We start from the raw sequence: 8,798 nt of genomic DNA on the forward strand, positions 1-8,798 counted from the left end.
GCTTTGGCTTCTTCCACTGTCGAGGGCGCGGAAACAAATCCAATCCCCATTCCCACGAGCCCTAGAGCCATAAGAATCAGAGATCCTATTTTCAGTCTGTTTGAGAAGGTATACATCTGCAGTCGCTATCTTATTTGGTTAGGTCTTGTTTTAATTTCATCACGTACTCAGCTACTTGCCACCGCTCTTCGTGATTGAGCTGGTTCGCATAAGAACCCATGGAATTCAAGCCGTAATACATCACGTGGTAGGTGCTCCCGGGTGTAATGTTACGCGCGGGGTCGTTGTATGAAGGGACCCCTAAAATCTTCTCACGTTGAACCAGGGTTCCTTTTCCATCACCCTTGGCCCCATGGCATATGGCGCAATAAATATCATAGAGTTCCTTACCCACTGCCAGGTTCGCCTCGCCTTGAAGCGAGTCCAAAGGACTCGTAACCAGGGCCGACATTTCTTTTCCTTCCGGGGTGTTTTCCAGACTATAGGGAACAAGCCCGCGGGAAATGGTGTGCTCCACCGGAGTCAGGGCTTCTGAACCATTGGGCAGCCAATCCACCTGCTCATAGGTTTCATACCCCACGGATTCATACATATTGGGCATGTACTGGTAATTCAGCTGATTGTCATCCCTACACGATGCCAGCGAGAGAATCACTACGAGTACCCCAGTTGTTATAAGTAAGTTCTTCATCTTTCGATTTTACTTTTCTAAACTGTTTATTTCTACAGCTCCCGTTTCCATTAAAAGGGCCGTCAGGTCCGATTCATTGCCGTGTACTTCCACCTCCATAATAAAATGGTCGTCAGTACTGCGGACATCCGGATTCTCAGCCTCTTTAAACGGCCATAACCGACTTCTCAGGTAAAAGGTAATTACCATGAGGTGGGCGGCGAAGAATACAGTCATCTCAAACATGATAGGCACAAAAGCCGGCATATTTTCAAGGTAGCTGAAACTCGGTTTTCCCCCGATGTCCTGTGGCCAGTCCTGAATCATAATATAATTCATCATCACAATAGCCACTGTTAACCCTAAACAGCCGTACATAAACGATGTGATCGCGATCCGTGTTGGTGCGAGCCCCATGGCCTTGTCGAGCCCGTGAACAGGGAATGGGCAGTAGACCTCTTCGATATGATGCCGGGCTGCCTTTACCTTTTTGACTGCCTGCATCAGCACGTCATCGTCATTGTAATATGCGTGAATAACTTTAGATGCCATAGTCTTAAGAATTGTCGTCCATTAATCGTTTTGCCTGGCCTGCCCAGTCATCTCTGAGTGCCCTTCCCGGGAAGGACTCCGTCAGCGCATCCAGCAGATCGTATTCCCGCTCGGTCATCCGGCTTACCTGCCTGAAAGTAAAAATACCTATTTCATTCAGGGTCTGCTCCATTTGCGGGCCCACTCCCTTGATTTTTTTCAGATCGTCTGCCTTTTCGGATTTCGAATCGAAAACTCCGATTGCCTTGAGTAGGCTACCCGCCTTATCGAGGGCTCCGCCAGTCTCATCAGCTTTCTCCCCAGTCTTTACTGCTGCCGCCGTAGCCGGCATAGTATATAAGGGTTGACCGGCATCCCGCAATTTCTTATAGCGCTCTCCGGAAGACTTCAAAATCGATTTCACCTCGGCCTGTGCAATCACCGGGAAGGTGCGTGCATAGAGCAAAAAGAGAACGAAGAAAAATCCGATGGTACCGATAAAAATCCCGATATCGACAAAGGTCGGAGAGAACATGGTCCAGGAAGATGGGAGGTAATCCCTGTGGAGGGAGGTTACGATAATCACAAACCGTTCAAACCACATCCCGATATTTACCACAATCGAAATGATAAAAGAAATAAGGATACTGGTCCGTATCTTCTTAAACCACATAATCTGTGGTGAAACCACGTTACAGGTCATCATAAGCATATAGGCCCACCAGTAAGGACCAGTAGCCCGGTTCAGGAAGGCGTACTGTTCGTACTCTACCCCGGAATACCACGCAATAAACAATTCGGTTATATAAGCGCACCCCACGATAGAACCCGTAATCATGATTACGATATTCATCAATTCGATGTGCTGAACCGTGATATAGTCTTCCAGATTACTCACCTTCCGCATAATGATCAGAAGGGTGTTTACCATGGCAAATCCTGAAAAGATCGCCCCGGCCACAAAGTAAGGAGGGAAGATCGTCGTATGCCATCCCGGAATAACTGAGGTTGCAAAGTCAAAAGATACAATGGTATGCACTGAAAGTACGAGTGGAGTGGCAAGACCTGCCAGGACGAGCGAAACTTCTTCAAAACGCTGCCAGTCTTTTGCCCTGCCGGACCAGCCGAAACTCACCAGGCTGTAAATCTTCTTCTGGAAAGGTTTCACAGCCCGATCCCGTATCATGGCAAAATCAGGCAACAGCCCTGTCCACCAAAAGACAAGGGAAACCGAGAGATAGGTCGAAATCGCGAAAACGTCCCATAGCAAAGGGGAATTAAAATTCACCCAAAGGGAGCCAAATTGGTTAGGAATAGGTAAAACCCAGTACGCCAGCCAGGGACGCCCCATGTGAATGATAGGAAAGAGTCCTGCCTGGATAACGGAAAAAATTGTCATGGCCTCTGCCGATCGGTTGATCGCCATACGCCATTTCTGGCGAGAGAGGAGCAGAACCGCTGAAATAAGCGTTCCTGCGTGACCGATACCTACCCACCAAACGAAGTTGGTAATATCCCAGGCCCAATTCACCGTGCGGTTCAGACCCCAGGTCCCAATCCCCGTGGAAATGGTATAAATAATACAACCCACCCCCCAAAGGAATGCGGCCAGGGCAATGGAGAAAACAATCCACCACTGCTTGTTGGCTCTTCCCTCCACCGGGGCGGCGATATCCACAGAAACCTCGTGGTAGCCTTTGTCGCCCAGTACAAGGGGTTTGCGTATTGGTGCTTCGTAATGCGACGCCATATTTATTTATCGTTTCTTAGGTTGTTATGCTTCGTTTGAATTACGGACTTTAACGTGGTAAAACACATTTGGTTTGGTCCCAACGTGTTCGAGCAGGTGGTACATCCGATCGTCTTCCTTCAGCTTAGCCACTTCACTTTCCGGATTGTTGATATCTCCGAAAACGATAGCCCCGTTGCTACAGGCGTTGGAACAAGCAGTCTGGAATTCTTCGTCCTTAACTTCCCGGCCCTCGCGTTTCGCATCCAGAATAGCCTTCTGGGACATCTGAATACACCAGGAGCACTTTTCCATAACTCCACGTGAGCGCACGTTTACATCCGGGTTGAGTACCATTTTACCCAGATCGTTATTCATATGATAATCAAACTCGTCATTATTATTGTAGAGGAACCAGTTAAAGCGACGCACTTTATAAGGACAGTTATTCGCGCAATAGCGTGTTCCCACACAGCGGTTGTAGGCCATGTGATTGTGCCCCTGGCGGCTGTGTACCGTAGCGGCCACAGGACATACAGTCTCGCAGGGCGCATGGTTACAGTGCTGGCACATTACAGGCTGAAAGGCGACCTGCGGATTGGCTGCAGGATCTTCCATTTCACCAAAGCTCGTCTTGGATTCCATAGCTCCGGAAATGGCGTCTTTCTTTTCATTATCCCCACTGAACGTATCCTCCGAAGAATAATACCTGTCGATACGAAGCCAGTGCATATCTCTCGAGCGTCGGATTTCCTCCTTCCCAACTACGGGAACATTATTTTCAGCACTACACGCGATTACACAAGCACCGCATCCCGTGCAGGAATTCAAATCGATGGACATATTGAAGTGATGTCCGACAGAGCGGTCAAACCCTTCCCAAAGATCTACAGTATTTGCAGGGACTTCCTGGTGATCCAACGATACCTGCGGCACGTGATTCCATTCCGAAGCTGGTTTCGTACTGAAATCTTCCAGGGTAGTTTCCTTGATGATATCGCCCCGTCCCATAAGGGTTTTATGAAGCTGTACACAGGCAAATTCATGCATGCCTGCAGCTTTTTCCACGGTGGCGGACTGTACCGAGTTAAAATCCCGGTAGAGCGGGAAGGCGTTGAACCCGGTTCGCATTTCTTCTTTCATTCCTGAAACCCTGCCGTACCCGAGGGATAGCCCCATAGTACCTTCGGCCTGGCCAGGCTGTATGATCACGGGTACCCCCGCCAGGGAGGTTCCATCCACATTCAGGTTTACCTTGCTGCCGTCCAGACCGCCGTTCGCTGCGGTATCGTTTACAAGTCCAAGGGCCTGGGCATCTTTCTTGGAAACAGTGAGGTAATTGTCCCAGGAAACCCGGGTTATCGGATCGGGGAATTCCTGCAACCAGGGATTACCGGCCTGTTGGCCATCTCCCATTCCAATTTTGGTATAGAGGACCAGACTCATCCCAGAAGACGTACTTCCGGCAAGGCGTCGCGCAGCGGCGGCGACATCAGAAACACCTGTCGGTTCTGAATCCAGGATTCCCTCTTCTGTTTTCTCTTCAGCCTGTAAGGGCATGAGCGGATCGCGGTACAACACAGCGTATTCCGCATGGAATACCCCGTCGTGGAGGGCCTGGTTCCAGTCTGCATTGGCGAGAACCCCGGTACTCCATGTTTCCTTGATAAAATCGTAATAGTTCTGTTCAGAACCCATCCATTTCAAGAGGCACTGCTGGAATTGCCGGGTATCGAAAAGTTCCCGGATCACAGGTTGCATCAGGCTGAAATGGTCCTTTTTTGGTTGAAAATCCCCCCAGGATTCCAGGTAGTGATTGGAAGCGGCGGCATAAGTAGTAAGCCCGGCTGTTTCGGTTTCATTCGTTGTAAAGGTAACCGACAAGTCCACGTTGCTGAGACCTTCTATAAAGGCTGCAGAATCCGGCAGGGTGTACGCTGGGTTGACTCCATCCATAATCAGGGCTCCGACCTTGCCACTCTTCATATCCGCCAACAGCGCATTCAACCGGGCCGCACTGCCGCTGCGAATGTACCTGGGCGCATTAGGCTCGAAGGCCAAACTGCCCAACATTTCATTTATGGCAAGCACAAGGGTCTGTGCATCTGTATCATCCAGTCCGGTGACCACGACAGCCTTACCCCTGTTTTTTCCAATCTCCCGTAAGACGCCTTCCAATGCCTGAGTGGCAGCTTCGGGAAGTTCGCCTGAAACAGAACTCCCGTTTAGTTTGGCGTAAAGATGTGCCAGGGCAACTTTTTGTACAGCAGGAGAAACAGCCACACGCTTATCGGCATTGGCTCCTGTAAGCGTCATATTCGATTCGAACTGAACATGGCGGGACATCCCATTTTTAGGAGCACGTCCTTTGGTGTACCCGGAATCATAACCCCCACCTTGCCAGTCTCCCAGGAAATCTGCCCCGAAGGAAACGATAAGTCCGGCTTTTGAAAAATCATAATCCGCAAGGGCACGCTCTCCATATTTAGCCTGATAGGCATCCAGGGCGGCATTTGCAGAAATTGCATCGTAGGTGACGTGATTCACATTCCCAAATGTTTCTGAAAACTGTGAGATCAGTCGGGAGGTAGAAGGACTCGCGTAAGTCTGGGTCAAAAGGGCAATTTGTTTACCCGAGCGGGCGACAGACTGCAGTTTAGAAGAAACCCCGGCATCCAGTGCTTCCCATTCTACAGGATTTCCCTGTGCCAGCGGACCCTGCAGGCGGGTGCTGTCGTACAGGGAAAGAACAGAAGCCTGAATACGGGCATTTGTTCCTCCAAATACCTTGGCCTCCTTGTTCCCTTCAATTTTAATGGGGCGCGCTTCCCTTGTTTTTACCAGGATACTCGCATAGTCATACCCGTCAGCGATTGTGGTGGCATAGTAATTCGCCACACCCGGTATAATACGCTCCGGCTGAAAAACATAGGGTATGGATTTATGAACCGGCCCCTCACAAGCCGCTAAGGAAGCAGCTGCCGTGCTAAAACCGACGTACTTGAGAAAATCGCGTCGGGAGGTCTGGCTATTTGCCAACTGCTCCTTATCCCCAAGAAACTCGTCTACAGGAATAGCCTCTGAGAATTCGTTTTGTTTAAGCGTCTCAACAATGGAATCGTTCGGGGAGAGTTCCGCCTCGCTTTTCCAATATTTCTTGTTTGATGCCATACGATTATTGTAAATAACTCCTGATTGTTAATAGTGACACTTACCGCATTCCAGACCGCCCATTTGAGCAGCTGTTACCTTATCAACTCCGTATTTCTTAGCGAGCTCGGCGTGAATCTTTTCGTAATACTCATTGCCTTCCATTTGAACATTGGTCTCCCGGTGGCAATTAATACACCAACCCATGGTAAGAGGTGCGTGCTGGTACATGATTTCCATTTCCTCTACAGGGCCATGACATGTCTGGCACTCAATGTTGCCGACAGAAACATGCTGGGCGTGATTGAAATAGGCAAAATCGGGCAGGTTGTGAATCCGAACCCATTCCACAGGCTGGCTCTCTCCGGTGTACTTTTGGTTCTCTTCGTCCCATCCTACAGCCTTGTAGAGCTTTTTAATCTCATTTGTATAAAACTCGTTAGTGTACCCGTTTGCGAGATCTTCAGCGGAAGGCCCTTCAGGATTACCCTTGTATTCGTAAATGGATTTGTGACAGTTCATACAAATATTCAGGGAGGGTATTCCAGAATGTTTGGAGACCCGAGCAGAGGAATGACAATACTTGCATTCGATCTTGTTATCTCCTGCGTGGATTTTGTGAGAATAATGTATCGGTTGAATAGGTGCATATCCCTGATCTATGCCTACCTGCATCATCCAGCCATAGGCGAAGTAAGCAGATGCAAGAAGCAAAAAGATCGATGTGACCAAAACCAGGAATTGATTCTGCGCAAAGGCTTTCCACAAAGGCAAGCGCTTTTCGGCTTTCTCCTTTTCCAGGACAACACCATTGGCCACAGCGATACGCCTCAGGGTTTGGTTAACCAGAATCAACATCATCACCAGTAAGACAAACACCAAAGCGAGGGCCCCCAGTATTAATTCATTGGAAATTCCCGAGGAATCAGCACTTTCACCTGCAGCTGTAGCCGGGGTAGCCGCCGCGACAGGTGCGGGTGGCGGCGCCTCGGTATAGGCGATAATATCATTGATGTCCTGATCGGATAAAGTTGGGAAAGCCGTCATGGCGGCCTGATTGTATTCTTCGTATATGCGATTCGCATAGGCATCACCGGAAGCAATCATCCCCGGACTGTTCTTGATCCACGAATAAATCCAGTCGCAGTCCAGTCCTTCTTCTTCTACCAGGCGGGTCGCGGCGTTGGCCAGTGCAGGCCCGGTCATTTTGCGGTTCAGGGCGTGACAGGCGGCACAATTCTGGTTGAACAGTTGCTTCCCCTTCGCCGGATCGCCAGGTCCGCAAGGTCCTTCTTCACCAGCAAGAGCGACCTCCGCGGGTGCCGCTTCCTGTGCAGCAGCCTCCTCCTGGGCGCTTACAGAGGGTGAAAAAAGGAAAGAAATAACGATACAAAAACCAAAAAGAGGGGATAACTGATGGCGGTTGAAAACCTTTTTCATGAGCAGTTGTTCAATATTTTTTCCTGTTTGCGACAACGACCTGAATTCAGTCCGTTTAAAGGGGTTGGCCGGAGTTCTTATCACTGTCTTTTCAGGTATTTTTATCTATCTGAACCATTCAAAATTTGGATACAAAACCGGGGGTTCCACCCGTATTTCCTAAGGTCCAAATTGTCGACAAAAATACGACATAGACTTTATTTGGGAAATCTTAAAGGTTTCTGAATTTATAATTTATAATTGTTCTAAATAATGAGTCTCTACAGCACCTGAATCCCTAATGGATTACCTTTATACCCGTTAATGCCCAATAAGGAATTGTACCATGCGCAAACTGTTTTTTACCTTAGGTTTTCTGTTGTTTCTGTCCTTTCATCTGCACGGACAGCAGGGTCAGGTTTCCATTGACGAGGATCCTCAGATAAAAAAACTTCTCGCCATTTACAAAGATGCCAAAGCAAACGCCTTGTATTACACGATTCAAATAGGTTTTGGATCCTATGATGCGGCAGAAGAATTAAAGCAGGAAGCTTCTGTTTCCTTTCCCGAATATGTACCTAAGATTGTTTTTGACTCCCCTACTTACAGAGTACATATAGGTCAATTTACAGACCGCCTGCTGGCTGAAAAAAAAGTTCCTGGAAGTACGGCAACAATTCCCCGGGGCCCTTTTGCTGCGTCCTGAGACCGCAAATCGCTAATCCTCCCCAGAGTTTTGTACCCACCTGCCAAGGTCGAATTGTACTTTCCCCAGTCCTGAATCCCGTTTGGGCCAGCAACTTCAAAATCAATAAACACCCCCCCCTGCTCCTTTGCAAACCTTACAACAAAAAACCCGGCCTCCTTTGCAGGAATCCGGGTAACTTTTCTAAGTAAACTTAAAAACGCTGTGCTACAAGGTCTTTTTTACAGCGACTTCCTGGAAGGCCTCAATGATATCTCCTTCTTTAATGTCGTTGTAGTTTTTGATCTGCATTCCACAGTCATATCCTTTGGAAACTTCTTTCACGTCGTCTTTAAATCGTTTCAGGGAAGCGAGCAGACCTGTGTAGATCACAACTCCATCCCGTATGAGACGTATATTTGAATTTCTGAAGATTTTGCCACTCATCACCATACACCCGGCAATGGTACCCACCTTGGATATCTTAAAAGTTTCCCGAATCTCGGCCGTTCCGGTAATCTCTTCCTTGATTTCAGGAGAGAGCATTCCTTCCATGGCATCCTTGAGATCGTTAATCGCATCGTAGATGATGGAATAGGTGCGGATATCTATTT

At 48.5% G+C, this 8,798-nt stretch carries 7 protein-coding genes; 1 reads left to right on the forward strand and 6 read right to left on the reverse strand.

Going from position 1 to position 8,798, the window contains the following annotated elements:
- Positions 1 to 130: 130 nt before the first annotated feature.
- Genes WBV75_RS05965 through WBV75_RS05985 form a run of 5 tightly spaced genes read right to left on the reverse strand, consistent with a single transcriptional unit; the run spans position 131 to position 7,520 of the window.
- Positions 131 to 691 (reverse strand): c-type cytochrome, encoded by a 561-nt coding sequence (locus WBV75_RS05965; RefSeq protein WP_424119731.1) that lies wholly within the window; start codon positions 689 to 691, stop codon positions 131 to 133.
- Positions 692 to 700: 9 nt separating this feature from the next.
- Positions 701 to 1,222, reverse strand: coding sequence for a DUF3341 domain-containing protein (locus tag WBV75_RS05970; RefSeq protein ID WP_424119732.1), 522 nt, complete (start codon positions 1,220 to 1,222; stop codon positions 701 to 703).
- 4 nt (positions 1,223 to 1,226) lie between these two features.
- Entirely contained in the window at positions 1,227 to 2,951 is a 1,725-nt protein-coding gene (nrfD, locus tag WBV75_RS05975; RefSeq protein ID WP_424119733.1) for an NrfD/PsrC family molybdoenzyme membrane anchor subunit, read from the reverse strand.
- Between the two features lie 24 nt (positions 2,952 to 2,975).
- The gene (locus WBV75_RS05980; protein WP_424119734.1) at positions 2,976 to 6,101 is read right to left on the reverse strand and encodes a TAT-variant-translocated molybdopterin oxidoreductase; all 3,126 of its coding nucleotides are present in this window, start codon (positions 6,099 to 6,101) and stop codon (positions 2,976 to 2,978) included.
- 27 nt (positions 6,102 to 6,128) lie between these two features.
- Positions 6,129 to 7,520: a c-type cytochrome gene (locus WBV75_RS05985; RefSeq protein WP_424119735.1), complete on the reverse strand. Its 1,392-nt coding sequence runs from the start codon at positions 7,518 to 7,520 to the stop codon at positions 6,129 to 6,131.
- Between the two features lie 325 nt (positions 7,521 to 7,845).
- Between WBV75_RS05985 and WBV75_RS05990 the strand changes: the two genes are divergently transcribed.
- On the forward strand, positions 7,846 to 8,205 hold the full coding sequence (locus WBV75_RS05990; RefSeq protein ID WP_424119736.1) for an SPOR domain-containing protein: 360 nt from the start codon (positions 7,846 to 7,848) through the stop codon (positions 8,203 to 8,205).
- Positions 8,206 to 8,412: 207 nt separating this feature from the next.
- Here the strand turns inward: WBV75_RS05990 and WBV75_RS05995 are convergent.
- Positions 8,413 to 8,798: EF-Tu/IF-2/RF-3 family GTPase (locus tag WBV75_RS05995; RefSeq protein WP_424119737.1), on the reverse strand; the 386-nt coding region annotated here is incomplete at its 5' end.

This window comes from Robiginitalea sp. (genome assembly GCF_049588695.1).
Classification (GTDB): Bacteria; Bacteroidota; Bacteroidia; order Flavobacteriales; family Flavobacteriaceae; genus Robiginitalea.

What these genes read in the sequence shown, in the direction of transcription:
- nrfD (WP_424119733.1), bottom strand. Translation starts at nt 2,951, where the DNA reads ATGGCGTCGCATTACGAAGCACCAATACGCAAACCCCTTGTACTGGGC.
- WBV75_RS05980 (WP_424119734.1), bottom strand. Translation starts at nt 6,101, where the DNA reads ATGGCATCAAACAAGAAATATTGGAAAAGCGAGGCGGAACTCTCCCCG.
- WBV75_RS05970 (WP_424119732.1), bottom strand. Translation starts at nt 1,222, where the DNA reads ATGGCATCTAAAGTTATTCACGCATATTACAATGACGATGACGTGCTG.
- WBV75_RS05990 (WP_424119736.1), top strand. Translation starts at nt 7,846, where the DNA reads ATGCGCAAACTGTTTTTTACCTTAGGTTTTCTGTTGTTTCTGTCCTTT.
- WBV75_RS05965 (WP_424119731.1), bottom strand. Translation starts at nt 691, where the DNA reads ATGAAGAACTTACTTATAACAACTGGGGTACTCGTAGTGATTCTCTCG.
- WBV75_RS05985 (WP_424119735.1), bottom strand. Translation starts at nt 7,520, where the DNA reads ATGAAAAAGGTTTTCAACCGCCATCAGTTATCCCCTCTTTTTGGTTTT.